This is a genomic window from Streptomyces sp. NPDC001443, from assembly GCF_053597355.1.
On the sequence record NZ_JBSFIA010000019.1, the window covers coordinates 32154 to 58593 of the forward strand.

Genomic DNA, 26440 nt, shown 5'->3' on the forward strand with positions numbered 1-26440 from the left:
GGTGCCGACGCGGTCCACGGGGCCCGGCGGGGCGGGTCGGGGCAGGCCGGTGCGGGGTGCAGCAGAATGGACGTCATGTCCCGACGCACCTCGCACCCGCGGCGGCCGAGCGCCGCCGGCCCGGCCTCCCGGCCCTCCTGTCCCTGCGGCACGGCGAAGCCGTACGAGGAGTGCTGCGGCCGGTTCCACCGGGGTGAGGCCGCGGCCCCCACGGCCGAGGCGCTGATGCGCTCGCGCTACTGCGCCTTCGTGCGGCTCGACGCGCCCTATCTGTTGCGGACCTGGCACCCGCGGACGCGGCCGGAGCAGGTCGAGCTCGACCCGGGGATGCGGTGGAGCGGGCTGGAGATCCTGGAGACCGGCGGCGGTACGGGCTTCCACGCCACCGGGACCGTGACCTTCCGGGCCTCCTACCGGGGCGGCTCGCTGCACGAGCGCAGCCGGTTCGAGCGGGTCGACGGGGCGTGGGTCTATGTGGACGGGGACTTCCTGGACTGAACACCCGGTCCGGCAGGGGCCGTCGACTGAACGCCCGGTCCGGCAGGGGCCGTTCGGGTGGGCTCAGGGCGCCAGGATGTCCAGTTCCTGGAGGGCGCCCTCCGCGATCTGCCGGGTCAGTTCCTGCGCGCGGGTCGCGTCGCCCTCACGGACGGCCTCGGCGACCTGGACGTGCAGCGTGACGGCGGCCGGGTCGGGGTCCTCGAACATCACCTCGTGATGGGTGCGGCCGGCCAGGACCTCGGCGACGACGTCCCCGAGCCGGGCGAACATCTCGTTGCCGGACGCGGTCAGGATCACCCGGTGGAAGGCGATGTCATGGACGAGGTAGCCCTCGAGCCGGTGGCCGCGCGAGTTGGCCACCATTCCCAGCGCGCACTCGGTGAGCTCGGCGCACTGCTCGGCCGTGGCGTTCCTCGCCGCCAGGCCCGCGGCGATCGGCTCGACCGCCGAGCGCAGCACGGTCAGCGAACGCAGCTGGCGCGGCCGGTCGGCGCCCGCCAGACGCCAGCGGATGACCTGCGGGTCGTAGACGTTCCAGGCGGCCATGGGCAGCACGGTCACGCCCACCCGGCGACGGGACTCGACCAGGTGCATGGACTCCAGCACCCGGACCGCCTCGCGCATCACCGACCGTGACACCTCGAAGCGCTGCGCGAGCTCGTCGGTGCGCAGAACACTGCCCGACGGGTACTCGCCCGCGGTGATCGCGGGGCCGAGGGTTTCCAGTACGCGGCCGTGCAGCCCCCGGTCCGAAGTGGTCATGCACTCAGCGTACGGGGTGGATCACAGAGCTAAAAAGTCAGACTTATAAGTCACAGACTCTTGAATTTGTCGTACCTAATCGGTTTCAGTGTGGTCGACACCAGGTGTCGACGAAGACAGTGAGGCAGTCATGAGTACCCCGCAGGTCGTCGTGGTCATGGGGGTGGCCGGTACCGGCAAGACCACCATCGGCCCCCTGCTAGCGGCCCGGCTCGGCGTTCCGTACGCCGAGGGCGACGACTTCCACCCGCAGGCCAACATCGCCAAGATGTCGGCCGGCACCCCCCTCACCGACGAGGACCGGTGGCCCTGGCTCGACGCCATCGGCGGCTGGGCCCACGGCCGGGCCGGTCTCGGCGGGGTGGTCAGCTGCTCGGCTCTGAAGCGGTCCTACCGCGACCGGCTGCGGGCCTCGGCGCCCGGCCTCGTCTTCGTGCACCTCGCGGGCGACCGCGCCCTCATCGAGGACCGGATGTCGCACCGGCAGGGTCACTTCATGCCGACGGCACTGCTGGACTCCCAGTTCGCCACGCTCCAGCCGCTCCAGGCGGACGAGGCGGGAGTCACCGTGGACGTCGTCGGTGGCCCCGAGGACATCGCCGCGCGCGCCACGGCCGCGCTGGACGCCCTCGGGCGGACCTCGCCGTCGCCCCTCGCGTAACCCCTCTTCCTTCCCCGTCCCCACCCTTCACAAGGAACAACCGTGACCAGACTCAGCGTCGAGATGCTGGCAGCGGACGTCGTCGGGCCGATCACCTCGGCCGGCCACGCCCGGCTGGGCCTCGCCGTGCTGGCGGGTATCGCCGTCATCGTCCTGCTCATCACCAAGTTCAAGCTCCACGCCTTCCTGGCGCTGACCATCGGGTCGCTCGCGCTGGGGGCGTTCGCAGGAGCGCCGCTCGACAAGGCCATATCCAGCTTCACCACCGGACTCGGCTCGACCGTCGCCGGCGTGGGTGTCCTGATCGCGCTCGGGGCGATCCTGGGCAGGCTGCTGGCCGACTCCGGCGGCGCCGACCAGATCGTCGACACGATCCTCGCCAAGGCGGGCGGACGGGCCATGCCGTGGGCGATGGTGCTGATCGCCTCGGTGATCGGTCTGCCGCTGTTCTTCGAGGTCGGCATCGTGCTGCTGATCCCGGTGGTGCTGATGGTCGCCAAGCGCGGCAACTACTCCGTGATGCGGATCGGCATCCCCGCGCTCGCCGGCCTGTCGGTGATGCACGGACTCATCCCGCCGCACCCCGGCCCGCTGGTCGCCATCGACGCGGTCAAGGCCAACCTGGGCGTCACCCTGGCCCTGGGCCTGGTCGTCGCGATCCCGACGGTGATCATCGCCGGTCCGCTGTTCTCCAAGGTCGCCGCGCGCTGGGTGGACGTCCCGGCCCCGGAGCGGATGCTCCCGCCGCGCGCCTCGGAGGAGCTGGAGCGGCGCCCGAGCTTCGGTGCCACGCTGGCCACCGTGCTGCTGCCGGTCGTCCTGATGCTGTCCAAGGCACTGGTCGACATCGTCGTGGACGACCCCACGCACCAGGTGCAGCGCGTCTTCGACGTCATCGGCTCGCCGCTGATCGCGCTGCTCGCGGCCGTCATCGTGGGCATGTTCACGCTGGGCCGGGCCGCGGGCTTCACCAAGGACCGGCTGTCGACGACCGTCGAGAAGTCCCTCGCGCCGATCGCGGGCATCCTGCTGATCGTCGGCGCGGGCGGCGGCTTCAAGCAGACCCTGATCGACTGCGGGGTGGGCCAGATGATCCTGGACATCTCCAAGGACTGGTCGATCCCGGCGCTGCTGCTGGCCTGGCTGATCGCGGTGGCGATCCGGCTGGCCACCGGTTCGGCGACCGTCGCGACCATCTCCGCGGCCGGACTGGTCGCCCCGCTGGCGGCCGACATGTCCACCACCCACACGGCGCTGCTGGTCCTCGCCGTCGGCGCGGGCTCGCTCTTCTTCAGCCATGTGAACGACGCCGGCTTCTGGCTGGTGAAGGAGTACTTCGGACTGAGCGTCGGCCAGACGGTCAAGACGTGGTCCGTCATGGAGACGATCATCTCCGTGGTCGGCGGCGGCCTGGTGCTGCTGCTGTCCCTGGTGATCTAGGACGCATGTCCTGAGGACCTCGCGGTACGGCGGTCACGGCCCGCCCGCTCCCCGGCACCGGCGTCAGCGCCGGCCGGGGAGCGGGCGGGCCGCCGCATGTGCCGTACCCGGCGGGCCCGCCCGCACCCCGTGCCTCGCATCCCCGGCGGGCCCAGTATCCCCGGCGTGCCCGACGGGCCCAGCATCCCCGGCGTGCCCGGCGTCAGGGCCGCCACAGCGGATGTTCCCGCTCCGCCCACTCCGGGCTCACCGAGCCCGTGCGCATGCCCCGGCGGGCCTCCGGATCGCCCAGGGCCATACCGATGTGGCCGGCCAGCACGACACCGACGGTGAGGGCGAGCCAGTCGTGCACGAAGGTCGCGCCGGTCCGCCAGACCAACGGCGCGAGGTGGGTGAACCACATCAGCAGGCCCGTGCCCAGCATCACCAGCGCCGCCCCGGCGATCCAGGCCGCGAAGATCTTCTGGCCGGCGTTGAACTTGTCCGCCGGACGGGACGCGCGGCGCCGGTCCCGGACCAGCGCCGCGCGCAGCCAGACCCGGTCGTGCGGTCCGAACCGGTTCAGCCGGCCCAGGTCCGCCCGGAAGGCCCGGGAGGCCAGCGCGGCCAGGACGGGCACCGGCAGGGCGAGCCCGGCCCACTCGTGGACCCGTACCACCAGCTCGCGGCGGCCGACCAGCTCGGCGAACTCGGGGACGTACAGGAAGGACGCCGTCACCACGCAGACGCCCATCAGCACGGCGGTGGCGCGGTGCGTCCACCGTTCGGCGCGGGTGAAGCGGTGCCGGCGGTCGGCGGCGACGGCCGGGTCAGCTCGTAGGGGCATCGTCGCGTCCGTTCGAACGGCCCACCCAGGCGTCGACGTCGTAGCCGCGGTCCTCCCAGTAGCCGGGACGGACGTCCTCGGTGACGGTGATGCCGGAGAGCCACTTGGCCGACTTGTAGAAGTACATCGGCGCGACATAGAGGCGCACCGGGCCGCCGTGCGCGTGCTCCAGGTCCTTGTCCTGCATGCGCAGCGCCACCAGGACGTCGGCGCGGCGGGCCTGGTCGAGGGTGAGGCTCTCGGTGTACGTGCCGTCGAAGCAGCTGAAGCGCACGGCCCCGGCCTTCGCGCGCACCCCGGCCGCGTCCAGCAGACGGGACAGCCGTACGCCCTCGAAGGGCGTCCCCGGCACCCGCCAGCCGGTGACGCACTGGACGTCCTTGACCAGCCGGGTCTGAGGAAGGGCGCGCAGGTCGGCGAGGGTGTAGCTGGCCGGGTGGTCGACCAGGCCGTCGACGGTGAGGCGGTAGTCGGTGGCGCTCCTGTGCGGGACGGACGCGGCGACGGAGTAGTAGCGGAATCCGCCGCCGTTGGGGAGCAGGCCGGTCAGGCCCGTGGGGTCCTTGTCGGCCGCGCTGCCGAGGAAGGCCTCCAGGCCGCGTTGCAGGGTCGGCGCCGCGAGCACGCCGAGGGCGCCCAGGCCCAGGGTGCCGAGGAAGACCCGGCGGCCCACCGGTGCGCCGCGTTCGGGTCCGCCGGGTTGTTCGGGTTCTTCGGGTGGTTCGGAAGTCACCCCTTCATTCGAACACCCGCGACCCCGGCGGGGCCAGGAATCCGCGGCCCCCGTCAGATTTCCGTAACCACTTCTCACCCAGTCCTCAGGTACGGCCGGCCGGGCCTCACCCCGTGCCGAACGCGCGGTCGCGGGCGGCACGGAAGGCCGCGCGCGGGTCGCGGTCCGGGTACGTCCAGGGTGCGGGGGTGGCGTACGGCCCGATCCGCTGGAACAGGGCGGCCGCCTCGGCGGCACAGCCGGCGTGGTGCTTGGCGTGGGCGAGGAAGTTGAGGTCGACCAGGCAGCGCGGGTGGCTCTCGTGCTCCCACTCCAGCCACCATTCGAAGGCGGCCCGCGCCACCTGCCGGGCCCGGGGGCCGGTCCAGTGGTCCGAGGCGGCCGGATCGGCGGGCTCGGTCCCGGTGGCGGCCAGCACGCGGTAGCGCTCGGCGCGCGCGACCACCGGCAGGACGGCCAGCGGGGAGTCGGCGGGGGCCCGCCGGGCGGACGTCTCGGCGAAGTCGTAGACGGCGTGCCGCGGGTCGGGGCCCGCGTCGGCGCGGCGCTCGGCGAGCCGGGCGACCATCAGATGGTGGGCGTGGTGGTGCTCGGGGCAGCGCTTGCGCACCTCCTCGAAGGCGGCGGTGGTGTCCGCCTCGCCACCGCGGGACCGCTCCAGCATCAGCAGGCCGAGCCAGGGGGTGGGGTCGGCGGGCGCGAGCCCGGCGGCGGTGTGGCAGGCGTCGCGTACCCGGTCCTGCCGCTCCCGGCCGCGTACCGCGCGCCTGACCAGGGCCAGGGCGAGCAGCACCGAGGCGTCGGCGGAGCCGGGTTCGGCGCTCAGCCAGTCGCGGGCCCGGGCGGCGGTGCGGGGGTGCCGGGCGAGCACGGCGACACGATGGCCCCGGCGCTCCCAGTCGTCACCCGTCCGGACGAGCAGCGAGCGGGCGGCCTGCCAGCGCCCCTCGGTCAGCGCGGTACGGGCGGCCGCGAGTTCGGTGTCGTCGAGGGCCGCGTCGAGGGCCAGGCGCGGATGCGCGGTACGGCGGCCCTCACCGGTGCGCGGGCCGGGGCCGTGGGGGCCGGGGTCGTGCCCGGGTCCGGCGCCGGGGGCGGGAGGTGCGCCGGGGGCGGGTTCACTGCCGGGATCGGCGCGAGAGGCGGGTGCGCGGCCGGGATCGGGGCCGTGCGCAGGACCGGCGCCGGGTTCACGACCGGGTTCACGACCGGAGTCGTCATCGGGAGGAGGCGTGGATAAGGGTGATAAAGGGGACACCGCGGGTCGTACCTCGTGCTCCTCTGGTCGCTCGCACGCCGTTGTGCAGCCTCGCACGCCGTCGTGCCGCCTCGCGCCGACGCGCCCGCTTCCTCGCGCGGCACGGCCGGGTATCGGCACACCATCGGCCGATCGGGACAGCAAACCCCCAGCCGGCGCGCACCGTCAAGCCGCGCGATCACACGGATCCGGCAACTGCACCCGGTGCGACGGCACTTGCGGCGGGCGGCCGGCAGGCGGGGCGGCGGGCGGCCGGTGCGCTACGGCCCGTCCGGCATGACGCACGCCATGGCGTCACGGCGCCCGGCGGCGCACGATGACGGTACGAGCGCGCCACCGCCCGTGATCGACCGGGCGGCGCGGTCGCGTCCACCGCCCGGTTCCGGGTCTCGCCGCAGGCGATGTTCCGGACGCTTCCCGGGGCGCCGACCGCCCCGGACCGCTAGAGTCGGCCATCGACGACCCGTGGCCCGGCCGGATGATCGAGGTACACAGCGTGTCGGTTCTGGTTCTGGTTCTCGCCGTGAGCGCCGCCTGCTGCCTGGGCTTCGGGTTCGTGCTCCAGCAGAACGCCGCCGCGCGGGCACCGCTCAGCGACTTCCTCTCCCCGCGGCTGCTCCTGGACCTGATGCGGGTACCACGCTGGCTGGGCGGGATCGCGCTGATGGTCGTCGGCATGGTCCTGGGCGCGTTAGCCCTCGGCAAGGGCGAGATCTCCCTGGTCGAGCCGCTGCTCGCGACCAACCTGCTGTTCGCCCTCGCGCTCTCCCGCCGGCAGACCCGGCAGCCGCTGGGCCGCCAGGGCTGGGCGGGCCTGGGGCTGCTCGCGGGCGGGGTGAGCGCGTTCATCGTGGCCGGTGAACCACGCGGCGGCCACGCGGTCACCGATCCGGTACGGCACTGGCTGATCATCGGCATCATGGTCGGTGTCGCGTTACTGCTCACGACGTACGCGAAGCGGTCCAGGCTGAGCGCGGGACCGGTGCTGCTGGCCGTGGCGGCCGGGCTGCTGTACGGGGTGCAGGACGCGTTGACGCGGGTCAGCGGGCAGCGCTTCGCCGCGGGGGGCCTGGCCGAGGCGCTGTCCGGGTGGCAGCCGTACGCCGTGCTGGTGATCGGGGTGACCGGCCTGGTACTGGTCCAGAGCGCGTTCGAGACGGCGCCGCTGCGGATGTCCCTGCCCGCCCTGACCGCGACCCAGCCGCTGGCCGGCATCCTCTGCGGGGTGGGTTTCCTCGGCGACCGGCTGCGCACCGACACGGGAGCGCTGGCCTGGGAGGCCGCGGGGCTCGCGGCGATCGTCGTGGGCATCGTGCTGCTGGGGCTGCACCCGGCGATGCCGGACGGCACCGGGAAGCCGGAGCGGGTGCGGGACCTGCAACCGCGCTGACCGTTCCCCCGAGCCGCCCCGGGCCCTGCTTGGATGGGCCCATGAGCGCTGCTGACGAAATCCTCGACATCGTCGACGAGAACGACCGGGTCGTCGGGCAGTCCCCGCGCGGCGAGGCCTACGCGCGGGGACTGCGCCACCGCTGCGTCTTCGTCCAGGCGCGCGACGCGGCCGGCCGTCTCTTCGTCCACCGCCGCACCCCGACCAAGCTGGTCTTCCCCTCCCTCTACGACATGTTCGTCGGCGGGGTCGTCGGCGCGGGCGAGGCGTACGACGACGCCGCCCTGCGCGAGGCCGAGGAGGAGCTCGGGGTGAGCGGACTGCCGCGCCCCGAGTTCCGCTTCAAGTTCCTGTACACCGACGGCTCCGGCCACAGCTGGTGGTCGGCCGTCTACGAGGTCCGCTGCGACCTGCCGGTGCACCCCCAGGTGGAGGAGGTGGCCTGGCACGACTTCCTGCCCGAGGAGGAGGTCGAAGCGCGCCTGGACGGCTGGGAGTGGGTACCGGACGGACTGGCGGCGTACGAGCGGCTCAGGGCGTACCGCGCCGCGGGCTGACCGGAACCGGGCGGCCCGGGACCGGGGCGGCGGCACCTGGGCGGCCGTGAGCGGGGCCGCCCGGCCCGGAAGGCGCCGCCCGGACGGCCCCCGGTAGTGTCCTGCGCGTGATCGAGTTCGTGCGGAACGTCCGTCTGTGGTTCGCGCCCCAGCAGGTCCGCGAGGAGGGCGGCACGCCCGACTACCGGTTCTCGCTGGCCAACGAGCGCACGTTCCTGGCCTGGCTGCGCACCTCCCTGGCCTTGATCGGCGGCGGGTTCGCGGTCGACCAGTTCCTGCCGGACCTGCGCTGGGCCTGGCGGGTCGGGCTCGCGCTGGCGCTGCTCGCGGCGGGCGTGCTGTGCGCGCTGCGCGCGGTCAACCACTGGGTGCGGTGCGAGCGGGCGATGCGCCGGGGCGAGGACCTGCCGGTCTCCCGCTTCCCGGCCCTGCTCGCCGTCCTCGTCGCGGTGGTGGCCGTCGCGATGGTGATCGTCGTCCTGGTCGGCTGGGGCGGATGACCGGCGACGCGCCGCCCCCCGCCCCGGTCCGCCGGCCGGTGCGCGACCCCGGGCTCCAGCCCGAGCGCACCCGGCTGGCCTGGCGGCGTACGACGCTGGCCGGCACCGTCGCGACCGTGCTCGCCGTCAAGGCCTCCCTGCACCACGGCCGTGCCGCCGCCGCGATCACCGTCTGCATCCTGTGCTGCGTCCTCTGGCTGGCGTTCCTGACGCTCGCCCACCGGCGCATCCGCGCCCTGGCGAGCCACCGCCCGAAAACGCTCGCCCCGCGGCACGCCACGGCGGCGGTCCTGTGCACGGTCGCGATGGCCGTGTGCGCCGCGGCACTGATCGTCTAGGGCCGGGCGGCGCCGCGCATGCCGGACGCCCCGATGTGCGGCGTTCGCGTGGCAGTCCGACGACGGCCCGACGGCGCCCCGAAGGCGGCCGAAAAGCCACTCCCGGCGGCTCCTCGTGGTTCGCCGCGGGGGTCCTGCGGCCTAGGGTGGCCCAGATCACCTTCGGCGCATCCACTGGACGACATACCGACCGGTCGGCATCATAAGTCGGGTCCCGTTCACGCGCCCGTAGGAGCGATGTATGAGCCCCGACCACCCGCCCGGACTCGATCTCGACCGGCTGCGCGACCTGCTCGACCGCGAGCGGCCCGGCCTGGTGCGCGGCCCCCTGACCGGCCGGCTGATCGAGGGCGGTCGGTCGAACCTGACGTACGAGGTCGCGGACGGCGACACGAAGTGGGTCGTACGGCGTCCCCCGCTCGGCCATGTCCTGGCCACCGCGCACGACATGCGGCGCGAGCACCGCGTGATCAGCGCGCTGCACCCGACCGCCGTGCCGGTGCCGCGTCCGGTGCTGCTGTGCGAGGACGAGGACGTACTCGGATCGCCCTTCTACGTCATGGAGTTCGTGACGGGCACCCCGTACCGCACCGCCGACCAGCTCGCCCCGCTCGGCGCCGAGCGCACCCGCAACGCGGTGCTGTCGCTGGTCGACACCCTCGTCGAGCTGCACGCGGTCGACCCGGCCGAGGTGGGCCTGGCGGACTTCGGCCGCCCCGAGGGCTTCCTGGACCGGCAGCTGCGGCGCTGGAGCAAGCAGCTCGACGCCTCCCGCAGCCGTGACCTGGCGGGCATCGACGAGCTGCACGCGGCGCTCGGCCGCGAGCTGCCGGTCTCCCCCGCGCCGGCCGTCGTGCACGGCGACTACCGGCTCGACAACGTCCTGATCGGCGAGGACGACACGATCAAGGCCGTCCTCGACTGGGAGATGTCGACGCTCGGCGACCCGCTGACCGACCTGGGTCTGCTGGTGATGTACAGCATGCGGCTCGGGCTGCCGCACTCGCCCGTCTCCACCACCGCCGAGGCCGCGGGCCACCCGGCGCCCGCCGAGCTGATCGAGCGGTACGCCGCCCGCTCGGGCCGCGACGTCTCGGCCGTCTCCTGGTACACCGCGTTCGCCTGGTTCAAGCTCGCGGTGATCCTGGAGGGCATCCACTACCGCTACACGCTGGGCCAGACCGTCGGCCGCGGCTTCGACCGCATCGGCGAACTCGTCCCCGTCTTCATCGAGCACGGCCTGACCACGCTGCACGACGGTCTCCAGGAGGGCTGATCCATCATGGACTTCGCGTTCGACGCACGCACCGAGGAACTGCGCGCCAGGCTCCTGGCCTTCATGGACGAGCACGTCTACCCGGCCGAGGCCGTCGCCGAGGAGCAGCGGGCCGGGCTCGCCTCGCCGTGGGACACCCCGGCGGTGGTGGAGGAGCTGAAGGCCGAGGCGCGCAGGCAGGGGCTGTGGAACCTGTTCCTGCCCGACGCCGAGTACGGCGCCGGTCTGACCAACCTCCAGTACGCGCCGCTCGCCGAGATCACCGGCCGCTCCCCGCACCTGGCGCCGACCGCGCTGAACTGCGCCGCGCCGGACACCGGCAACATGGAGGTGCTGGCGCAGTTCGGCGACGAGCGGCAGAGGAAGCAGTGGCTGGAGCCGCTGCTCGCCGGTGAGATCCGCTCGGCGTTCGCGATGACCGAGCCGGAGGTGGCCTCCTCGGACGCCACCAACATCACCACCCACATCGAGCGCGACGGCGACGAGTACGTCGTCACCGGCCGCAAGTGGTACATCTCCGGGGCGATGAACCCGGACTGCAGGATCTTCATCGTGATGGGCAAGACCGACCCGGACGGCGCCGACATCCGGCGTCAGCAGTCGATGGTGCTGGTCCCCCGCGACACCCCGGGTGTCACCGTGAAGCGCGCCATGCAGGTCTTCGGCTACGAGGACCACTCGCACGGCGGTCACGCCGAGGTGGTCTTCGACCACGCGCGGGTGCCGGTGTCGAACCTGGTCGGCGAGGAGGGCGGCGGCTTCGCCATCGCGCAGGCCCGGCTGGGACCGGGCCGGATCCACCACTGCATGCGGCTGATCGGCATGGCGGAGCGGGCGATCGAGCTGATGTGCCGCCGGGCCGTCGAGCGCACCGCGTTCGGCAAGGCACTGGCCCAGCAGGGTGTGGTGCAGAACTGGATCGCGGACGCCCGGGTCACCGTCGAGCAGTTGCGGCTGCTGGTGCTGAAGACGGCCTGGCTGATGGACACCGTCGGCAACAAGGGCGCCCACACGGAGATCCAGTCCATCAAGATCGCCACCCCGCGCGCGGTGGTCGGCATCCTGGACCGGGCCATCCAGTTGCACGGCGCGGGCGGTGTGAGCCAGGACTTCCCGCTGGCCGAGCTGTACGCGAGTGCCCGCACCCTGATGCTGGCCGACGGCCCGGACGAGGTGCACCAGCGGTCGCTGGCCCGCCGGGAGCTGAAGAAGTACCTGTAAGCGGCGCGGGTGAGCACGGTGACATGAGGAGGGCCCCGGCGATGTCGCCGGGGCCCTCCTCATGTGACGGCTGGGCCGTCAGGGGCGCAGGGCCCGCAGCAGCAGGTCGGCCAGGTGGTCGGCGAGCTCCTGGGGGCTCATCGGGCCGTCGGGGCGGTACCAGGTCGACAGGTGGTGGATCGAGCCGAAGTGGTAGTCCACGACCAGGTCGGCCGGGGTCGCCGTGGAGAACACCCCGGCGGCCTGGCCCTCCTCGACGAGCGCGCGGAAGCGTTCGTGGTAGCGCCGCCGCTCGGCGCGCACCTGCTTGTTCTTCTCGGGGCTGAGGTGGTGCATCGAGCGGAAGAAGATCGACGCGTCGTCGAGGTTCTCGATCGTCGTGACGACGACGTCCGCCGCGGCGCCCCGCAGCCGCTTCTCGATCGGCTCGTCGGCGTCGGCGAAGGCGTCGAGCCGCTCCTGCTGGACCCGCAGCACGCGCGCGTACACCTCGTGCAGCAGGTCGTCCTTGGAGCCGAAGTAGTGGTACAGCGCCCCCTTGGTGACGCCGGCCGCCTCGACGATCTCCTGGACCGAGGTGCGGTCGTAGCCCTGCTCGGCGAAGAGCCGGGTGGCGGCGGCGAGCAGCCGCTGCGGTACGGGGGGCCCGTCGCCGTCCGTCGTCCTGGGCACTGCCGCCACCTGCCTTCCTCTATGCCTTGTCGGCCCTGCCTCGTCGGCGGGCCTCACCGGCTGTCGTCCACTGACCGTCTTGCGCGTCTACTGGCTGTCGTGCGCGTCGCGGGAACGCAGTTCCCGACGGAGGATCTTCCCACTCGCCGTTTTGGGCAGTTCGGGCAGGATCTCCACCTGGCGCGGATACTTGTAGGCCGCCAGTCTGTCCTTGCAGTAGGCGGTGAGCGTATCCGCATCCGCGTCGGCGTCGGGCCGCAGGCTGATGTAGGCCTTCACCGTCTCCCCGCGGTAGCCGTCCGGCACCCCGACGACGGCCGCCTCGCGCACCGCCGGGTGCGTGTACAGGACGTCCTCGACCTCGCGCGGCCACACCTTGAAGCCGGACGCGTTGATCATGTCCTTCTTGCGGTCGACGACGTACAGCCAGCCCTGCTCGTCCATGAACCCGATGTCGCCGGTGCGCAGTTCGCCGTCGGGGAAGGTCTCGGCGGTGGCCTCGGGGCGCCGCCAGTAGCCGGGCACGACCTGCGGTCCGCGCACGACGATCTCGCCCTGCTCGCCGAAGGGCACCTCGGCGCCGGTGTCGTCGAGGATCCGTACGACCGTGTCGGGGCCCGGCACGCCGACGGCCAGCGTCCCGGAGGCCGGGTCGACGGGTGCCTCCAGGCCGGGCGGCACGGACGCGCAGGGCGCGGTGCACTCGGTCAGGCCGTAGCCGTTGCGGATGTACGGTCCGAAGCCGGCCCGGAACTTCTCCACCAGGGCGGGCGGCAGCGGGGCGCCGCCGGAGGAGATGTGCGCGAAGGAGGAGAAGTGCTCCGGGGTGGCGGCCGGGTGGGCGGCCAGTGCCATGAAGGCGGTCGAGGGGCCCACGGTGTAGTGCGGCCGGTGCTCGGCGAACGCGTCCAGGACGACGCCCGGCTCGAAGCGGTAGGTGAGCACCAGGGTGCCCGCGCTGTCGAGGCAGGCGCCGAGCTGGCAGACCATCCCGGTGATGTGGAACAGGGGGGCCAGCGCGTAGTAGACGGGCACGCCGGGCAGGCCCAGTCCGGTGCGCTGCCGCTCGGCGTTGTACATGATGTTGCCGTGCGTGTTGGTGGCGCCCTTGGGGGTGCCGCTGGTGCCCGAGGTGTAGCTGATCAGCGCGATGTCGTCGGGGCCGGGGTCGCGGCCTTCGGGGGCCTTGTGGCCCTGCCGGGCGACGCTGGTGAGGTCGTCGGCGTCCGCGGCCCGCGCCGCCCGCTCGAAGGTCAGCACGCGCGTGTCGCCGCGGGTCTGGAAGTCCAGCTCGCAGCCGGTGAGCACGATCCGCACCGGCGAGCCGGCGGCCGTCTCGCGCAGGTACGCCTCCCAGGCGCGGTCGGCGCAGATCAGCGCGGTGACCTCGGCGTCCCGCAGGACGTGCGCGACCTCGCCGGACTTGTACATGGGGTTGACGGGGACGACGGTCGCGCCCGCCTTCCACGCGCCGAGCAGCGCGATCACGAACTGCGGGGAGTTCTGGAGCAGCACGGCCACCCGGTCGCCGCGTTCCAGGCCGCGGGCGGCCAGATGGCCGGCGACGGAGTCGCTGAGCTCGTCGGCCTCGCGGTAGGTCAGCCGGCCGTCGAAGTAGGCGAGGAAGTCGCGTTCGGGCGTCTCGTCGACGGCCCGGCGCAGGGCGTGCACCAGGGAGTCGGCCGGGTGGACGGGGGCGCGCTGGGCCTCGTCGAGGAGGGCGACCCAGGGCTTGTCGGCGTAGCGGGAGGCGGTCACTGTCCGGCCTCCCACTTCTGCTGGATGTGGTTCATGGTGGTCAGCCAGCGGTCCGGATCGACGGCCCGGCCCTGGTAGTAGGCGGCGACCTCGGGGTGGGGCAGGATCAGGAAGCGGTCCTCCTCGATGCCCTTGAAGAGGGCGTCCGCGACGGCCTGCGGCTCGATCGCGGTCGGCTGGAGGACCAGGTCGCCCGCGCTGCCGGTGGCGGCCAGCATGTCGGTGCGCACCCCCTGGGGGCAGATGGCGTGGACCTTGATCCCACGGTGGCGGTAGGTGAGCGAGAGCCACTCGGCGAAGGCGTACGCGCCGTGCTTGGTGACGCTGTACGGCGCGGCGCCGATCATGGTGAGCAGTCCGGCGGCGGAGACGGTGGAGACGAAGCGTCCGTGGCCGCGCTCCAGCCAGCCGGGGATCAGCGCCTCGGCCGCGCGGACGTGGGCCATCACGTTGACGTCCCAGGCCAGGGCCCACACCGGCTCGCCCGCCGCCTCCGAACCGCCGGAGCCGACCCCGGCGTTGGCGCAGTAGACGTCGACGGAGCCGCCGAGCGCGTCCCGGGCGTCGGCGACGATCGCGGAGGCGTCGCCGGGGATCGCGATGCCGCCGATCTCGTCGGCCACGGCCCGCGCCTTGTCGGCGTCCAGGTCGTTGACGACGACGCGGGCCCCCTCGGCGGCGAAGCGGCGGGCCAGTGCGGCCCCGATGCCGCCTCCCGCTCCGGTGACGACCACTCCGGCATCCTGCACGGCTTCCACCATCGGTCTCCTTCGACACGACGAGAATCGGCTCTGCGACGAGATTCGGATCTGCGACACCAGACTAACCGGTCGGTATGTGCGAGAGGAAGGGCCGTTGCCGCACGCTGGGAGCGGCGGAGCCGCCGAGGTTCGGCGCCGTCGCCCGCACGATCCGCACCGGACGGCCCGTCACGTCTCCCCCACGGAGGATCCGCATGCGCCTCTCCAGACGCACCGTGCTCGCCTCGGCCACGGCGGCCACACTGTCCACGGCAACCGCAATGTCTTTGACCCCCGCCCCTGTCACAAAATCGCCCCGAGAAAAACCGCGCACCGGTTTCGAGCGGCTCGCCGCGGACGGCTACGCGCGGCTGAAGGGGCAGCGGGTCGGCATCGTCACCAACCCGACCGGTATCACCCGGGACGCCCGGCACATCGTGGACGTGATGCATGCCGACGGACGGGTGAACCTGCGTGCCGTGTTCGGACCCGAGCACGGCTTCCGCGGCACGGCGCAGGCGGGCGGGTCCGAGGGCCGCTACGACGACCCGGCGACCGGGCTGCCGGTGTACGACACCTACCTGAAGAGCGGCCGGCCGCTGGCCGACGTGTTCACCGCGTCCGGCGTCGACACGGTCGTCTTCGACATCCAGGACGCGGGCGCCCGCTTCTACACCTACATCTGGACCCTGTACGACTGCATGGAGGCCGCGCAGCTCGCGGGCAAGCGGTTCCTGGTCCTGGACCGGCCCAATCCGCTGACCGGGCGGGCGGCCCTGGGGCCGGTGCTGCACCGGGAGTTCGCGACCTTCGTCGGCCGGCAGCCGATCGCGCAGGCGCACGGCATGACGGTCGCGGAGCTGGCGCGGCTGTTCAACGGGGAGTTCCTGGCGGCGCCGGTGAAACTGGACACCGTACTGATGAGCGACTGGAAGCGGTCGCAGTGGTACGACGCGTCCGGGCTGCCCTGGGTGCCGCCGAGCCCGAACATGCCGACGCCCGACACCGCGCTGGCGTACGCGGGCACCTGTCTGTTCGAGGGCACGAACCTCTCCGAGGGGCGCGGCACCACCCGGCCGTTCGAACTGCTGGGCGCCGAGGGGATCGACGGGCGGTGGGCCGCCGCCGTGAACGCGCTGCGCCTGCCGGGCGTGCGCTTCCGCGAGGCGTACTTCGCGCCCACCTTCTCCAAGTTCCAGGGGAAGACCGTCGGGGGCGTGCAGATCCATGTGCACGACCGGGGGACGTACGACCCGGTGCGCACCGGGATCGCGCTGCTGGTGACCGCCCGGCGGGTCTGGGACGGCTTCGCCTGGCGTTCCGACCACTGGATCGACAAGCTGACGGGCTCCGACCGGGTGCGCACCGCGATCGACGCGGGCGCGGACACCGACGCGGTGGTGGCGGGCTGGCACGAGGAGTTGGCGGCGTTCCGGCGGGTGCGGGAGAAGTATCTGTCCTACGGATGAGCCGTGACGTATGGCCAATGTCCCCCGTTGGCAGGACCATGCGCCCAGAGCGCGCCACCACGGGGGACGAAGGAGTCCGTCATGGCAGATCCGGCGATGAGTGTGACGCCGTACTGGGAGCTGACCTTCGACGCGGACGGCGACGTGTCCGGTCCGGAGCGGGACCGGCTGCTGACCGAGGCACCCCGGCGCGGTGTGCGGGACCTGGTGGTGTTCGCGCACGGCTGGAACAACGACCGCTCGGGCGCGACCCGGCTCTACAGCAGCTTCTTCGCCCCGTTCCCGCAGCTCGCGCCGACGGCCCGGATCGGGTACGTGGGGGTGGTGTGGCCGTCGATGCGGTTCTGCGACGAGCCGATCCCGGACTTCCCGCGCCCGGCGGCGGCCGAGGCGCCCCGGCGTCCGGCGCTCGACAAGGACACCCGGCACGCGCTGCTGGAGACCTTCCCGGGCCGGGGGATCCTGGTGGAGCAGCTCGCTCGGCTGCTGGAGCAGCGGCCGCGCGAGGAGGCCGAACTGACCGAGTTCGGGCGGCTGGTGCGGCTGCTGGTGGAGGTGGTGCCGCCCGGCCCGCAGGCGTTGTTCGCGGCGGACACGCTGGCGGAGGGGGTGCCGCAGGACGTGCCGGAGATGTTCACCGGGTCCGCGGCCGAGATGTGCGAGACCTTCGCGCAGGCCCTGGCCGGCCTCGAATCCCCGGGCGCCACGGCGGAGTTCACGATGCCCGACCCGTGGGACGGGGCGCTCGAACTGCTGCGGCAGGGCACGTACTACGCGATGAAGCGGCGGGCCGGAACGGTGGGCGAGCGCGGGCTCGGCCGGTTCCTGGGCCAACTGGCGGACGCGGCGCCGCAGGTACGGGTGCATCTGGTCGGGCACAGTTTCGGCGGCCGGCTGGTGTCGTTCGCCCTGCGCGGGCTGCCCGAGGGTGTGCGCACGGTGAAGTCCGTGACCCTGCTGCAAGGGGCCTTCTCGCACTACGCGTTCGCCGCCCGGCTGCCCCAAGACCCGCGTACGGGCGGTGTGTTGCAGGGCCAGAACCATCGGGTCGACGGCCCCCTGGTGTGCTGCTGGTCCAGCCACGACACGGCGCTGGGCACGCTGTACCCGCTGGCCTCCCGGATGGCGGGCGACGCGCAGGGCGTGGCCGAGGGCTTCGGCCTGGGCCGGCTGCTGGGCGACAAGTGGGGGGCGATGGGCCACGACGGGGTGCAGGCGGTGCCGGGCACCCGGGCGCTGACGCTCGCCGACGCGCTCGGGGGTGCGCTGCCCGGCTCCGGGTGCGTCAACGTCGACGCGTCGGCGGTGGTGTGCCGCGGCGGCCCGCCGAGCGGCGCGCACAGCGACATCGTGCACCCGGAGCTGGCGCGGGTGGTGCTGGCGGCGGGCCGGATCCGCTGAACCCGCCCGCCGCCGCTCAGGGCGTCACCGGTGCGAGGTGAACTCCACCACCTGCTGGTAGGTGGGCCGGTTCTGCCAGCTGATGTTTCCGTGCTTGATGCCGCCGAGGGCGCGCTGGACGATCGAGTCGGCGCACCACTGGTTGCCCGCGGCGCACAGGTCGTCGCCGGGGTAGACCTGGGCCGCGGTCAGGGCGGCCGCCTGCTTCAGGGTGCTGATGAGGATGTCCCGGCAGGAGGTCAGGCTGCCGCCGCCGCAGTACTTCTGTCCGAGCGGGCCCGCCACGGTGTCGCCGAGCACCGCCCGGACGTCCTTGTCCACATAGCTCCACCAGCCGTACTGGAAGGAGCTTCCGGCGTGTGCGCCGGTCGGGCCGTGCGCGGCCGACGGGGTCTCGTCGATCGGGAGGTTGGCGGTCAGGGCGGTGTAGAGCGGGGTGCCGAGGCCGGGTTCGAACTCGGCCTTCACCAGCAGCGGCCACCAGGCGTCCAGGATGCGGATGGCGTCGGCGTTGGCGTAGGTCTTCGAACCGGCCGAGGTCTCCGTGCGCCTGGCGCCCGCGGTCAGCCAGGTCTGGAGCTTGGTGACCGCCGCGGCGGCCGTGGTGTCGGTGACCGTGGAGCTGTTGACGACCCGGAGCAGGTCCGGCAGCACGTCCTCGGCCCGCAGGTCCGCGAGCGCCGCGTCCGCCATCGCCTTGACGAGGGCGACCCTGGTCACCCCGCCGGCCGCGACCAGCTTCTTCACCCGGTCGTCCAGCAGGTTGCCGCGGTGCACCGAGCCGTCGCCCCAGGACGCGGTCGTGTAGTCCTTGGCCTGCTTGTTGTTCCAGGAGATGTAGTAGTCCTGGTCCATGGAGTTGGGGTGGGCGGAGGCCGGTGTGTAGTCGGCGGTGTTGGTGGCCGGGTCCCAGTTGCGCCACTCGTAGGCGGCCTGCGCCCACACCGGGAACTCGGCGTCGACGCCGCTCGCGCGCACCGGGTTGTCGCCGCTGTTGTAGTACGCGGTGTGCGTGGAGTCGGCGTAGAACCAGTTGAAGGTGTAGTTGATGTGCTGGGCCGCGCTCTGGAAGTCGGCCGGGCCCTTCACGTAGTCGGGGTCGTTGAGCATCTGGAAGCCGATGATCGAGTCGGCCTCGTGCAGGTAGGAGGAGCGCAGGGTGGTGTAGGCGACCTTCTTGCCGCCGACGGTGGCCCGGTACTCCACGGGGCCGTACTTCGTGCGGTAGACCCGCATCGTGTAGGAGCCGGCCGCGGTGCCGTCGGCGGTCGTCGGGGTCCAGGCGTTCTTCTGCTCGACCTTCTCCATCGCCGTGCAGGTGCCGTGGTAGAGGTAGTGGTAGTCGTCCTGGCACAGTTCGACGGCGTAGGTGTCGATGATGTCCTGGCCGGAGGTCGTGGCGCTCCACGCGTAGTCCTGGCCGCGGCCCAGTTCGACGTACATGCTCAGGCCCGCGAAGGAGGCGCCGCGGGCGCTGATGCCGGGTCCCTGGATCTCCTGGAGCATCAGCAGCTGTGGCGCGAAATAGCCGGTCTGCGGCCCGAACACGGCGATCGGGTGACCGCCGGCCGTGGACCTGCCGCTGACCACCAGGGCGTTGGACATACCGCGCCTGGCCGAGCTGAGCGCGGTGGCCGCCGCGGTGGTGGCGGTGGTCGCCGCCGTGGCGGTCGCCGCGCTGCCCGTACGGTCGTACACCAGCGGTTCCTGGGTCACCGTGCCGGCGTCGGGCAGGGCCTCGCCCTGCGGGTCGTCGGGCTTGGTGGCGTAGGGGAAGCTCTCGCCGTTGTGGACGGTGAGGGCGGCCTCGGCGTCGTTGCGCTCGCGGAAGGACTCCCAGACCGCGGTGCCGGCCGCCACGCCGTACTTGTCCTGGGCGGCGAGCAGGGAGACGGCGTTGTTGACCTCGCCGCCGCCGCCGGAGCCGAACAGCGAGCCGATCACCGAGGCCAGCGCCACCAGGTCGGTGATCTTGAAGTGGTCGATGGTGCCGGCGTTGGTGATGGAGTCCTTGTGGCCGGTCAGGACGTACTCGCCCGGGAAGTAGCGGCCGCTGTCGGAGGCGTCGATGTAGGAGTTGATGCCGGCGAGATAGGCGTTGGCGTCGGCCAGGGCCTGCTGGCCGCGGGTGCCGTTGTTCGCCACGGCGTTGTCGATCTGGGCCTGGAGGTCGGCCTCGGTGTACGGCGCGTTGCGGTAGAACTCCTGCTCGAGACCCTGGTTGGAGGCCGCGCCGCCCGCGAACGTGGTCAGCTGACCGCGCCCGACATGACGGAAGACGTCCATCAGCCAGAGCCGGTCCTCGGCCGCCGCGTAGCCGGCGCCGAACTCCGTGCCGTACCGGGTGGTGCCCGTGATGTGCGGCACACCCGTCTTCTTGTCGCGCACGATCGACACGTCGGTACGGCCCGCGGGGCTCTCGGTGGAGGCGACCTGCCCGGAGGCGACGCCGAACGACGCGTCGTTGAAGAACGTGTTGATCTTGTCGGTGGTGAGCGCCGAGTAGCCCGTGGCCAGGTTGGCGTAGGGGCCGAGCTGGTCCTCGGCGTGCGAAGGCTGGGTGCCGAAAGCCTGGTTGAGGAGGACCTGGGCGAGGGTGGCGTTGCCGTTCTCGCCCGGCGGCAGGATGTCGGAGCACTGTCCGCCGCAGTAGTCGGTGGCCGTGGCGGTCTCGGCGGCGACCGCCAGCTGGGAAAGCGGTGACAAAAGTCCGGCAATGAGGACGCATACGGATGCCGTCTTCAGGAACCCGGGAAATCTGCGGGGAGTTCTCAGTCTGTCGAGAGGTGTGCGTGGGGTGCGCCCAGGCATGGCAGCTCCTAGCGACGGGGATTGGCCGGAGGTTACCGCCGGTATCCCCGGGATTGAAGATGAACATGCGTCACTTTTTCGAGTCGTCGCTCCGGCTTATGGGGGGCGATCGGAAATCGGATGGAGCCGATTCGGGTGTCGACACGTCTATTCGGCGACGTCCGCACGACGACGCCGAAGTGACCGAAGTACAGGTGCAGATGTGACGGAGGTGCAAGGCGATGGCCGGTTTCCGGAGTCTGGCGAGACAGGTGCGCGATCCGCGCTGCGATCTGGCGCTGCGGCGCTACTCGCTGCGCAAGTGCCTCGAGCGGTTCGCTCCTTACGGGCACAGGGCGACCTGGGACCACCTGTGCTCCCGGTCGGGGTTCGGCCCCGAGGACCGCTCCCCCGATCCTGCGCGGCTCGTGGCCGCGTTGGACGAGCTGGAGGAGGCACGGGCGGTGTGGCTCGACTACGAGGGCGAGTTCGCCGAGCGTCGCAGGAAGGAGAAGCACGACGGGCTGCGCAGGCCGGGCAGCGTGGACGACTGGCACCGGCTGACCTGGGGCGGATTCGGCGTCGCCTGGTGCGACAACCCCCGGCTGCACCCCCGTGCGCCGCTCGGTGAGGTGCTGCGCAGTCTGATCGCCGCGCTGGAGCGCGCGCCGGGCTCGACCTGCCCGGTGTGCGACGGGGAGCGCCTGTTCTGGAAGTACGACCTGGACCACGAACCGTCGTCGGGCCCGGTCTGCGCGGACTGCGGCATACTCGTCCCGCGGCCCGTCCTCACGTCCGAGGCCCTGGCGTTCGCCAGGCAGGGGCGGGCGATGCTGATGTCGGCCTGAGAGCACGCCGGGGGTGCGCCGGGGATGCCGCACCCCCCTCATGTGCACGCGGGGACCGGGAGGCTAGCAGGTGCTAATCGGGTCGCTCCAGCGCTTTCCCGTGCGGAGAGTGAGGGGACGAGGGGGCCCGTCCGGGGCACCCCGGACGCCCGAGGAGCCATCGTGTCGACGCTGCGCGTCACCGCCGAAGTGCTGACCGTCCACCCGCACCCGAACGCCGACGCACTCGAACTGGCCCAGGTGGGCCTGTACCGGGCCGTGGTCGCCAAGGGCGCCTACCGCACCGGCGACGCGGCCGTCTACATCCCCGAGCAGTCCGTCCTCCCGGCCGCGCTGATCGAGGAGCTGGGGCTGACCGGCCGGCTCGCGGGCGGCAACCACGACCGGGTCCGGGCGGTGCGGCTGCGCGGTGAGCTGTCGCAGGGCCTCGTCTGCCGGCCGCGTGCGCTCGAGGACGTCGACCTGGCGCGCGCCGCGGCCGACCGCACCGACTTCGCCGAGCGGCTCGGCGTCGTCAAGTGGGTGCCGCCGGTCCCGCCGACGATGAGCGGGGAAGTCGAGTCCGCGCCCGGACTGTTGCCCTGGGTGGACATCGAGAACATCCAGCGCTACCCGGACGTGTTCGCGCCGGGCGAGCCCGTGGTCCTGACGGAGAAGCTGCACGGCTCGGCCTGCCTGCTGACCTACCACGCCGAGGAGGACCGCGCCTACGTCTCCTCCAAGGGCTACGGCGCCAGGTCGCTGGCCCTGAAGGAGGACCCGCGCAACCTGTACTGGCGGGCCGTGCGCGGTCACGGTGCCGTCGAGGCGGCGGCCCGGCTCGCCGGACGGCTCGGGGCGCGCCGCGTGGGGATCTTCGGCGAGGTGTACGGGGCGGGCGTCCAGGACCTGACGTACGGCGCCGGCGGCCGCCACGACACCCTGGGCTACGCCGTGTTCGACGTGTCCGCGGAGATCGACGGCACGGTGGTCTGGCTGGACGCGGCCGGACTGCTGGACGGGGAGCTGCCGTTGGTGCCACGGCTGTTCGAAGGGCCGTACGACATCGGGCGGGTGCTGGAGGCCGCCACCGGGCGCGAGAGCGTGTCGGGGCGGGAACTGCACCTGCGGGAGGGTGTGGTGATCCGGCCGGCCGTCGAGCGGTACAGCCCGGTGACCGGTGGGCGGGCGATCGCCAAGGCGGTGAGCCCGGCCTACCTGACCCGCAAGGGCGGCACGGAGTACGAGTGAGTCACGGCGAAAGGCGGCTCAGGAGCGGGCCTTCGGCTGCTGGGCGGCCTGTCGGGGCGGGCGTTCCACCATCAGGCGGGAGCCCGTCCGCTGTTCGCCGAACACGTCGTCCGGGTTGGACAGGACACAGGACTCCAGGGAGAGACAGCCGCAGCCGATGCAGTCGGTGAGATGGTCGCGCAGCCGGTTGAGCTGCTTGATCCGCTCGTCCAGTTCGGCCCGCCAGGCCTCGGAGAGACGGGCCCAGTCCTCCCGGGTGGGCGTGCGCTCCTCGGGGAGCTGGGCGAGGGCCTCGCGGATCGTGGCCAGCGGGATGCCGACCCGCTGGGCGGCCCGCACGAAGGCCACCCGGCGCAGCGCGTCGCGGGTGTAGCGGCGCTGGTTGCCCGCGGTCCGGCGGCTGCTGATCAGCCCCTTGGACTCGTAGAAGTGCAGCGCCGAGACGGCGGCGCCGCTACGGGCGGCGAGCTGGCCGACGGTGAGCTCGTGGATCTTCTCGGGAATCTGGGGCACTCCTCGGAGCCTACCCAAACCCGACACCCCGGTGGTCCGTTGACAGCCGACCGGGACCCGACCATGCTAAGCAGTTGCTTAGACATAAGCGGGAACACCTCAACGGGACATCCGTGATGCGAGAGGCCGGGACATGGCAGAGCCGAGGATCTTCACGTCAGCCGACGAGCTGAAGGCGGCGGTGGGCGAGCAGCTGGGGTACACCGACTGGCACGAGGTCGACCAGAAGCGGATCGACCTGTTCGCCGAGGCCACGGGCGACCACCAGTGGATCCACGTCGACCCGGAGAAGGCGGCCGCGGGCCCCTTCGGGACCACCATCGCCCACGGGTACCTGACCCTGTCGCTGCTGCCGCTGTTCGGGCCCCAGCTGATCTCGGTCGAGGGCGTGAAGATGGGCGTCAACTACGGCACCAACAAGGTCCGCTTCCCCGCCCCCGTCCCCGTCGGCTCACGGCTGCGCGCGACGGCGACCATCACCGGCGTCGACGACGTGCCCGGTGGCGTGCAGGTCGCCGTCGCCTTCATCGTGGAGCGCGAGGGCGGCGACAAGCCGGTGTGCGTGGCGGAGTCGGTGTCCCGGTACTACGTCTGAGCGGGCGATCTCCTCGCCCCGACCATCCGCAGCACGAGGTCGGCGTACAGCGCGCCGACCTCGTCGGGGGTCTGCGGGCCGTCGACGTTGAACCAGCGGGCGACGTCGATGCAGAGGGAGAGCACGGCGATCGTGGTCCCGTGCACGTCCGGCACGTCGAACTCGCCGCTCGCCACCCCGTCCTCGACGATCCCGCGCACCTGCGCGTCGACCTGGCGGCGCAGGGCGAGGATCTCGGCGCGGGCGTCCGGGCCGAGCGAGTCGAGTTCGTACTGAACGACACGCGCGGTGGTGCGCCCCCCGGCGTGCCAGCGCACGAAGGAGCTCACGGCGTCGGCGAGCCGCTCGGTCGCGCTGCCCTCGCTCCCGGCCGCCGTGCGCAGGATGTCCAGCGCCTTGTCGTGGCCGATCCGGCTGATCCGGTGGAGCAGCTCTTCCTTGGTCTTGTAGTGGATGTAGAGCGCGGCCGGGCTCATGCCCGCGCGGCCCGCGATGTCACGGGTCGTCGTCGCGTGGTAGCCGCGCTCGGCGAAGGCCTCCACGGCGGCCACCAGCAGCCGTCGGGCCGCGTCAGGGGTGACCTCGCCCCACGCCTCGGCCTCGCCGCCGGCCGTGTCCTCCGCCGTACTCATCGCTCGCTCGCCCCTCTCGGTACCGGAGCTACACCATACCGCCGAAGCTGAGCGCTCGCTTAGTGTGGCCGTTCAGAGCTTGTCGAGCTTGTCGAGGGGGCTCGCTCAGAGCTTTTCGAAGGGGCTGTACGGCCGGGCCGAGGCCTCCTGCCGGTCGCGGACGACCTTGGCCAGGGTGAAGGCCGAGGTGACCAGATAGAGGACGGCGATGCCCAGAAAGCCCCGGACCCAGGGATCGGCGTGCAACTTGAAGATGCCGATCGCGGTGGCGGCCATGGCGAGGGAGAAGGAGGCGACGGCCTGACCGTAGAAGGCGGCCGTGTTCTGCTGCTTGCCGGATGCGTCAGTCATGCGACGAGCATCGGCGGACGTGGCCCACGCCACATCCGCCGGGGTACTCAGGGGCGTACGGACAGGTACTCAGAAGGCCGAGACCCCGGTCAGCGCCCGCCCGATGACCAGCTTCTGGATCTGGCTGGTGCCCTCGTAGAGGGTCATCACCCGGGCGTCGCGCAGCAGCTTGCCCGCCGGGTACTCGTCGATGTAGCCGTAGCCGCCGAAGACCTGGAGGGCGTTGTTCGCGGCGCGCACGGCCGCCTCCGAGGCGAACAGCTTGGCCTTGGAGGACTCGGTGGCGAAGGGCAGACCGCGGTCGATCAGGTCGGCGACGCGCCAGGTCAGCAGCCGGGCCGCGTCCACGTCCACGGCGATGTCGCTGAGCAGTTCCTGGACGAGCTGGTGGTGGGCGATGGTCCTGCCGAACTGCTCGCGCTCACCGGCGTACTTCACCGCGACGTCCAGCGCCGCCTGGGCTATGCCGACACAGCCCGCCGCGACCGACATCCGGCCCTTGGCGAGCGCCGACATGGCGACCGCGAACCCCTTGCCCTCGGGCCCGAGCATCGCGGACGCGGGGACGCGGACGTCCTCCAGCACCAGTTCGGCGGTGGCCTGGCCGCGCAGACCGAGCTTGCCGTGCACCGCGCGCCGGGTCAGGCCGGGGGTGTCGGCCGGCACCAGGAAGGCGGAGACGCCGTGGTGGCCGGGGGCGTCGGTGGAGCGGGCGAAGAGCAGGACGACGTCGGCCCAGGTGCCGTTGGTGATGAACATCTTGGTGCCGTTGACGACGTAGTCGTCGCCGTCGCGGACCGCGCGCGTGGCGAGGTTCCCGGCGTCGGAGCCGGTACCGGGCTCGGTCAGTCCGAAGCAGCCCACGTGCTCACCGGAGGTCAGCCCCGGCAGCCAGCGCCGCTTCTGCTCCTCGTCACCCCAGGCGGCAACGGTCTTGGCGACCAGGCCGAGGGAGACCGAGACGATCCCGCGCACGGACGAGTCGCCGCGGCCGAGCTCCTCGGTCACCAGGCAGTACGCGAGGTGGTCGCCGCCCGAACCGCCGTACTCCTCGTCGATCGTCAGCCCCAGGAAGCCGACCTCGCCGAGCTTCTTCACGATGCCCCGGTCGACCTCCTCGGCCCGGTCCCAGGCGATCGCGTGCGGGTCGATCTCGCGCTCCACGAAGTCCCGGGCGAGCCGCCGGACCGCGGTCTGCTCCTCGCTGAGCTCCAGGTTCACGCCGAGTCACTCCCCATCACAGACATTTAAATTAGCACTGCTAGTTTAAGGTTGCAGCCCTACTATGTGCGCCATGGCCCGACCGCGCAAGCCCCTCCTCAGCACCGACCGGATCGTCGGGGCGGCCCGCACGCTCGTGGACGCGGAGGGCCTGGCCGCCGTCTCCACCCGGCGGCTCGCCGCCGAACTGGGGGTGAGCGGCCCTTCCCTCTACAACCACTTCAGCACCAAGGACGAGATCCTGGAGGCGGTCGCCGACTCGGTCAGCGCCCAGGTCGACCTGTCGATGTTCGACGACGGACGGGACTGGCGGACCGCCCTGCACGACTGGGCCGTCTCCTACCGGGCCGCCCTGCGCGCGCACCCGAACATCGTCCCGGTGCTGGCCCACGGCCCCGGCCGCCGCCCGGCCGGTCTGCGGCTCGCGGACGCGGTCTACGGCGCCATGGTCGCGGCGGGCTGGCCGCCCTCGCAGGCCACCTCGATCGGCGCGCTGATGCGGTACTTCGTCATGGGTTCCGCGCTCGGCTCGTTCGCCGGCGGTTTCGTGGACGACGCCAGCGCCTACGACCCTGCCGACTACCCCCACCTCGGACAGGCCCACCTCCTCGCCGAACAGCAGGAGAAGATCGACGAGCGGGCCTTCGAGACCGGCCTGACGGCCCTGCTGGACGGTCTGGCACAGCAGTACGCGCAGGTACGGCAGAGCGCGTAGACCGGTCCGACGGACACTTCGGCGGGCGCCGAAGCGTGCGTG

Annotated in this window: 27 protein-coding genes; 15 read left to right on the forward strand and 12 right to left on the reverse strand. The window is 72.4% G+C overall.

Annotated features, from left to right (window positions below):
- Positions 1–75: 75 nt before the first annotated feature.
- The gene (locus ACWC24_RS20620) at positions 76–498 is read left to right on the forward strand and encodes a YchJ family protein (RefSeq protein ID WP_450664277.1); all 423 of its coding nucleotides are present in this window, start codon (positions 76–78) and stop codon (positions 496–498) included.
- 63 nt (positions 499–561) lie between these two features.
- On the opposite strand, the gene ACWC24_RS20625 is transcribed toward ACWC24_RS20620, so the two are convergent.
- Positions 562–1263 (reverse strand): FadR/GntR family transcriptional regulator, encoded by a 702-nt coding sequence (locus ACWC24_RS20625; protein WP_450664278.1) that lies wholly within the window; start codon positions 1261–1263, stop codon positions 562–564.
- Positions 1264–1393: 130 nt separating this feature from the next.
- On the opposite strand from ACWC24_RS20625, the gene ACWC24_RS20630 reads away from it, so the two are divergent.
- Together ACWC24_RS20630 and ACWC24_RS20635 are read left to right on the forward strand one after the other, a co-directional pair.
- Positions 1394–1924: a gluconokinase gene (locus ACWC24_RS20630; RefSeq protein ID WP_450664279.1), complete on the forward strand. Its 531-nt coding sequence runs from the start codon at positions 1394–1396 to the stop codon at positions 1922–1924.
- 42 nt (positions 1925–1966) lie between these two features.
- Positions 1967–3364 (forward strand): GntT/GntP/DsdX family permease, encoded by a 1398-nt coding sequence (locus ACWC24_RS20635; RefSeq protein ID WP_450664280.1) that lies wholly within the window; start codon positions 1967–1969, stop codon positions 3362–3364.
- A gap of 202 nt (positions 3365–3566) precedes the next feature.
- Here ACWC24_RS20635 and ACWC24_RS20640 read toward each other — a convergent pair whose 3' ends face one another.
- The 3 genes from ACWC24_RS20640 to ACWC24_RS20650 form a co-directional block, all read right to left on the reverse strand.
- Positions 3567–4190 (reverse strand): cytochrome b/b6 domain-containing protein, encoded by a 624-nt coding sequence (locus ACWC24_RS20640; protein WP_450664281.1) that lies wholly within the window; start codon positions 4188–4190, stop codon positions 3567–3569.
- Positions 4174–4923 (reverse strand): molybdopterin-dependent oxidoreductase, encoded by a 750-nt coding sequence (locus ACWC24_RS20645; protein ID WP_450664282.1) that lies wholly within the window; start codon positions 4921–4923, stop codon positions 4174–4176. Before ACWC24_RS20645 ends, ACWC24_RS20640 begins: the two co-directional genes overlap by 17 nt.
- A 106-nt stretch (positions 4924–5029) precedes the next feature.
- The gene (locus tag ACWC24_RS20650) at positions 5030–5932 is read right to left on the reverse strand and encodes a hypothetical protein (protein ID WP_450664374.1); all 903 of its coding nucleotides are present in this window, start codon (positions 5930–5932) and stop codon (positions 5030–5032) included.
- A gap of 745 nt (positions 5933–6677) precedes the next feature.
- Here ACWC24_RS20650 and ACWC24_RS20655 point away from each other — a divergent pair.
- The 6 genes from ACWC24_RS20655 to ACWC24_RS20680 all read left to right on the forward strand — a co-directional run bounded on the left by ACWC24_RS20655 (position 6678) and on the right by ACWC24_RS20680 (position 11463).
- Positions 6678–7571: a DMT family transporter gene (locus ACWC24_RS20655; protein ID WP_450664283.1), complete on the forward strand. Its 894-nt coding sequence runs from the start codon at positions 6678–6680 to the stop codon at positions 7569–7571.
- A 41-nt stretch (positions 7572–7612) separates the two neighbouring features.
- On the forward strand, positions 7613–8128 hold the full coding sequence (locus ACWC24_RS20660) for an NUDIX hydrolase (protein ID WP_450664284.1): 516 nt from the start codon (positions 7613–7615) through the stop codon (positions 8126–8128).
- A 107-nt stretch (positions 8129–8235) separates the two neighbouring features.
- Positions 8236–8628: a YidH family protein gene (locus ACWC24_RS20665; protein ID WP_450664285.1), complete on the forward strand. Its 393-nt coding sequence runs from the start codon at positions 8236–8238 to the stop codon at positions 8626–8628.
- Positions 8625–8966 (forward strand): DUF202 domain-containing protein, encoded by a 342-nt coding sequence (locus ACWC24_RS20670; protein WP_450664286.1) that lies wholly within the window; start codon positions 8625–8627, stop codon positions 8964–8966. The genes ACWC24_RS20665 and ACWC24_RS20670 overlap by 4 nt, the downstream gene beginning before the upstream one ends.
- 241 nt (positions 8967–9207) lie before the next feature.
- Entirely contained in the window at positions 9208–10242 is a 1035-nt protein-coding gene (locus ACWC24_RS20675; RefSeq protein WP_450664287.1) for a phosphotransferase family protein, read from the forward strand.
- 6 nt (positions 10243–10248) lie between these two features.
- Positions 10249–11463 carry an acyl-CoA dehydrogenase family protein gene (locus ACWC24_RS20680; protein ID WP_450664288.1) on the forward strand — a complete coding sequence of 405 codons (1215 nt, stop codon included), beginning with the start codon at positions 10249–10251 and terminating at the stop codon, positions 11461–11463.
- Positions 11464–11541: 78 nt separating this feature from the next.
- On the opposite strand, the gene ACWC24_RS20685 is transcribed toward ACWC24_RS20680, so the two are convergent.
- The 3 genes from ACWC24_RS20685 to ACWC24_RS20695 form a co-directional block, all read right to left on the reverse strand.
- Positions 11542–12135, reverse strand: coding sequence for a TetR/AcrR family transcriptional regulator (locus ACWC24_RS20685; protein ID WP_450664289.1), 594 nt, complete (start codon positions 12133–12135; stop codon positions 11542–11544).
- Between the two features lie 87 nt (positions 12136–12222).
- The gene (locus tag ACWC24_RS20690) at positions 12223–13893 is read right to left on the reverse strand and encodes a class I adenylate-forming enzyme family protein (protein ID WP_450664290.1); all 1671 of its coding nucleotides are present in this window, start codon (positions 13891–13893) and stop codon (positions 12223–12225) included.
- Positions 13890–14654 carry an SDR family oxidoreductase gene (locus ACWC24_RS20695; RefSeq protein ID WP_450664291.1) on the reverse strand — a complete coding sequence of 255 codons (765 nt, stop codon included), beginning with the start codon at positions 14652–14654 and terminating at the stop codon, positions 13890–13892. The genes ACWC24_RS20690 and ACWC24_RS20695 overlap by 4 nt, the downstream gene beginning before the upstream one ends.
- A gap of 194 nt (positions 14655–14848) precedes the next feature.
- Here ACWC24_RS20695 and ACWC24_RS20700 point away from each other — a divergent pair, with 194 nt between their 5' ends.
- Entirely contained in the window at positions 14849–16102 is a 1254-nt protein-coding gene (locus tag ACWC24_RS20700) for an exo-beta-N-acetylmuramidase NamZ family protein (protein ID WP_450664292.1), read from the forward strand.
- An 81-nt stretch (positions 16103–16183) separates the two neighbouring features.
- Complete coding sequence (locus tag ACWC24_RS20705) at positions 16184–17503, forward strand: serine-threonine protein kinase (protein ID WP_450664293.1); 1320 nt, start codon at positions 16184–16186, stop codon at positions 17501–17503.
- A gap of 24 nt (positions 17504–17527) precedes the next feature.
- Here ACWC24_RS20705 and ACWC24_RS20710 read toward each other — a convergent pair whose 3' ends face one another.
- A complete protein-coding gene (locus ACWC24_RS20710) occupies positions 17528–20314 on the reverse strand; it encodes a penicillin acylase family protein (protein ID WP_450664294.1) in 2787 nt (928 codons plus the stop codon).
- A gap of 221 nt (positions 20315–20535) precedes the next feature.
- Here ACWC24_RS20710 and ACWC24_RS20715 point away from each other — a divergent pair, with 221 nt between their 5' ends.
- Together ACWC24_RS20715 and ACWC24_RS20720 are read left to right on the forward strand one after the other, a co-directional pair.
- On the forward strand, positions 20536–21141 hold the full coding sequence (locus tag ACWC24_RS20715; protein WP_450664295.1) for a hypothetical protein: 606 nt from the start codon (positions 20536–20538) through the stop codon (positions 21139–21141).
- Positions 21142–21303: 162 nt separating this feature from the next.
- Entirely contained in the window at positions 21304–22371 is a 1068-nt protein-coding gene (locus ACWC24_RS20720) for an RNA ligase (ATP) (RefSeq protein WP_450664296.1), read from the forward strand.
- Positions 22372–22389: 18 nt separating this feature from the next.
- Here ACWC24_RS20720 and soxR read toward each other — a convergent pair whose 3' ends face one another.
- On the reverse strand, positions 22390–22884 hold the full coding sequence (soxR, locus tag ACWC24_RS20725; protein WP_450664297.1) for a redox-sensitive transcriptional activator SoxR: 495 nt from the start codon (positions 22882–22884) through the stop codon (positions 22390–22392).
- Positions 22885–23017: 133 nt separating this feature from the next.
- Between soxR and ACWC24_RS20730 the strand changes: the two genes are divergently transcribed.
- Positions 23018–23479 (forward strand): MaoC family dehydratase, encoded by a 462-nt coding sequence (locus tag ACWC24_RS20730; protein ID WP_450664298.1) that lies wholly within the window; start codon positions 23018–23020, stop codon positions 23477–23479.
- On the opposite strand, the gene ACWC24_RS20735 is transcribed toward ACWC24_RS20730, so the two are convergent.
- From ACWC24_RS20735 to ACWC24_RS20745, 3 genes are all read right to left on the reverse strand, one after another.
- Complete coding sequence (locus ACWC24_RS20735) at positions 23470–24111, reverse strand: TetR/AcrR family transcriptional regulator (protein WP_450664299.1); 642 nt, start codon at positions 24109–24111, stop codon at positions 23470–23472. The genes ACWC24_RS20730 and ACWC24_RS20735 overlap by 10 nt on opposite strands.
- Before the next feature lie 105 nt (positions 24112–24216).
- Positions 24217–24462 (reverse strand): YiaA/YiaB family inner membrane protein, encoded by a 246-nt coding sequence (locus ACWC24_RS20740; RefSeq protein WP_450664300.1) that lies wholly within the window; start codon positions 24460–24462, stop codon positions 24217–24219.
- A 69-nt stretch (positions 24463–24531) separates the two neighbouring features.
- Positions 24532–25683 (reverse strand): acyl-CoA dehydrogenase family protein, encoded by a 1152-nt coding sequence (locus ACWC24_RS20745; RefSeq protein ID WP_450664301.1) that lies wholly within the window; start codon positions 25681–25683, stop codon positions 24532–24534.
- A 73-nt stretch (positions 25684–25756) separates the two neighbouring features.
- On the opposite strand from ACWC24_RS20745, the gene ACWC24_RS20750 reads away from it, so the two are divergent.
- Positions 25757–26398 (forward strand): TetR/AcrR family transcriptional regulator, encoded by a 642-nt coding sequence (locus ACWC24_RS20750; protein ID WP_450664302.1) that lies wholly within the window; start codon positions 25757–25759, stop codon positions 26396–26398.
- The last annotated feature ends 42 nt before the right edge of the window (positions 26399–26440 follow it).

Excerpts from the sequence above, each read along its gene's own strand:
- ACWC24_RS20730 (WP_450664298.1), top strand. The coding sequence starts at position 23,018 with ATGGCAGAGCCGAGGATCTTCACGTCAGCCGACGAGCTGAAGGCGGCG.
- ACWC24_RS20670 (WP_450664286.1), top strand. The coding sequence starts at position 8,625 with ATGACCGGCGACGCGCCGCCCCCCGCCCCGGTCCGCCGGCCGGTGCGC.
- ACWC24_RS20630 (WP_450664279.1), top strand. The coding sequence starts at position 1,394 with ATGAGTACCCCGCAGGTCGTCGTGGTCATGGGGGTGGCCGGTACCGGC.
- ACWC24_RS20695 (WP_450664291.1), bottom strand. The coding sequence starts at position 14,654 with ATGGTGGAAGCCGTGCAGGATGCCGGAGTGGTCGTCACCGGAGCGGGA.
- ACWC24_RS20740 (WP_450664300.1), bottom strand. The coding sequence starts at position 24,462 with ATGACTGACGCATCCGGCAAGCAGCAGAACACGGCCGCCTTCTACGGT.
- ACWC24_RS20715 (WP_450664295.1), top strand. The coding sequence starts at position 20,536 with ATGGCCGGTTTCCGGAGTCTGGCGAGACAGGTGCGCGATCCGCGCTGC.
- ACWC24_RS20640 (WP_450664281.1), bottom strand. The coding sequence starts at position 4,190 with ATGCCCCTACGAGCTGACCCGGCCGTCGCCGCCGACCGCCGGCACCGC.
- ACWC24_RS20700 (WP_450664292.1), top strand. The coding sequence starts at position 14,849 with ATGCGCCTCTCCAGACGCACCGTGCTCGCCTCGGCCACGGCGGCCACA.
- ACWC24_RS20680 (WP_450664288.1), top strand. The coding sequence starts at position 10,249 with ATGGACTTCGCGTTCGACGCACGCACCGAGGAACTGCGCGCCAGGCTC.
- ACWC24_RS20620 (WP_450664277.1), top strand. The coding sequence starts at position 76 with ATGTCCCGACGCACCTCGCACCCGCGGCGGCCGAGCGCCGCCGGCCCG.
- ACWC24_RS20710 (WP_450664294.1), bottom strand. The coding sequence starts at position 20,314 with ATGCCTGGGCGCACCCCACGCACACCTCTCGACAGACTGAGAACTCCC.
- ACWC24_RS20750 (WP_450664302.1), top strand. The coding sequence starts at position 25,757 with ATGGCCCGACCGCGCAAGCCCCTCCTCAGCACCGACCGGATCGTCGGG.
- ACWC24_RS20660 (WP_450664284.1), top strand. The coding sequence starts at position 7,613 with ATGAGCGCTGCTGACGAAATCCTCGACATCGTCGACGAGAACGACCGG.
- ACWC24_RS20675 (WP_450664287.1), top strand. The coding sequence starts at position 9,208 with ATGAGCCCCGACCACCCGCCCGGACTCGATCTCGACCGGCTGCGCGAC.
- ACWC24_RS20735 (WP_450664299.1), bottom strand. The coding sequence starts at position 24,111 with ATGAGTACGGCGGAGGACACGGCCGGCGGCGAGGCCGAGGCGTGGGGC.
- ACWC24_RS20625 (WP_450664278.1), bottom strand. The coding sequence starts at position 1,263 with ATGACCACTTCGGACCGGGGGCTGCACGGCCGCGTACTGGAAACCCTC.
- ACWC24_RS20705 (WP_450664293.1), top strand. The coding sequence starts at position 16,184 with ATGGCAGATCCGGCGATGAGTGTGACGCCGTACTGGGAGCTGACCTTC.